Here is a 1425-nt window from a genome sequence, read left to right as displayed (position 1 = left end):
CCGAACTCCATGCTCCGGGTGTTGCCGCCCATCCCGCGCAAGGTCTTCTTCACCTGCTGGGTGAAGGCCGGCGGGCCGCAGACGTAGAACTCCTCGTTCATGTCGCGGATGTGCTCGTGGAGGAAGGCCTCGTCGACGTGGCCGAAGTGCGTGCACTGCGGCGAGCTCTCGCGGGTGCAGACGAAGTGGGCGTTCTCGCCGAAGGCGGCCTTGAGCTCGCGCTGCTGGATGATGTCGTCGCCGGTCTTGTTGGAATAGATCAGCTTCTGCCGGTCCAGCTCGCCGCGGTCGGCGAGGTCGCGAATGATGGCCAGGAACGGCGTGATGCCCGCGCCGGCGGCGATGAACCAGCCCGGTCCCTCGTACTTGAAGCTGTCGAACGGCTCGGAGACCAGCAGTTTCGTGCCGGGTTTCGCCTCGGCCAGGTGCTGGGTGACGCCGTCGTGGCTGCCGTAGCTCTTGATCATCAGCTCGAGCACGCGGTCGTCGACGCGGTTGGTCAGCGTGAACGGCCGGGCCTGGGTGCGCCATTCCGGCTCGTCGATGGCCATCTCGAGCGCCTGTCCGGGCGTGAAGGCGTATCCCTCGGGCTTGGCGAGGATATAGCGTTGCACGTCGTGGGTGACGAATTCGCGAAGCAGCAGTTCGGTGGAGAACATGGGCCAGGGGTCCCGTCCGGTTTGAAATGTCGCGAAATTCTAGCTGATTTGTGGCGGCCTCGCCGACCGGGGCGGCGCAGACGACCGCTCGACAGGCCGGGGCGGCGCTCGGATTCGCTCGGCCTTTCCTTAAAAAACCGGCCGAAATCCGGTACATTGGCGAGCAGTATCCTGCGCCATTCCTGTCCCGTCATCGCGCGCGATGGACGGTAGGGGAGGGCGCGGCCCCCATCTTTGCGTCTATCCGAGGAGCCTTTTTCGATGAGCGACTACATCATTGCCCCGAGCATCCTGTCCGCCGACTTCGCCCGCCTGGGCGAGGAAGTGGACAACGTCCTGAAGTCCGGCGCGGACTGGGTGCACTTCGACGTGATGGACAACCACTACGTCCCCAACCTGACCATCGGCCCGCTGGTCTGCGACGCGCTGCGCAAGCACGGCGTCACCGCGCCGATCGACGTGCACCTGATGGTCAAGCCGGTCGATCGCATCATCCCGGACTTCGCCCAGGCGGGCGCGACCTCCATCACCTTCCACCCGGAGGCCTCCGAGCACGTCGACCGCAGCCTGCAGCTGATCCGCGACCAGGGCTGCCAGTCGGGCCTCGTGTTCAACCCGGCCACCCCGCTGGACGTGCTGGAATGGGTGATCGACAAGGTCGACATCGTCCTGCTGATGTCCGTCAACCCGGGCTTCGGCGGCCAGAAGTTCATCCCGGCGACCCTCGAGAAGGCCCGCCAGGCGCGCGAGATCATCGACCGCTCCG

At 65.8% G+C, this 1425-nt stretch carries 2 protein-coding genes; one reads left to right on the top strand and one right to left on the bottom strand.

What is annotated here, in order from left to right; genetic code table 11:
- A partial coding sequence (locus tag ACESL5_RS07680) for an FAD-binding oxidoreductase (RefSeq protein ID WP_372592195.1) occupies nt 1-659 on the bottom strand: 659 nt, incomplete at its 3' end.
- 261 nt (nt 660-920) lie between these two features.
- On the opposite strand from ACESL5_RS07680, the gene rpe reads away from it, so the two are divergent.
- On the top strand, nt 921-1425 hold a 505-nt coding region (rpe, locus tag ACESL5_RS07675), incomplete at its 3' end, for a ribulose-phosphate 3-epimerase (RefSeq protein WP_372592194.1).

Origin of the sequence: Guyparkeria sp., assembly GCF_041687595.1 — a bacterium.
In the GTDB taxonomy this organism is placed as follows: Bacteria; Pseudomonadota; Gammaproteobacteria; order Halothiobacillales; family Halothiobacillaceae; genus Guyparkeria.
This window is presented reverse-complemented; position numbering and strand designations above follow the sequence as displayed.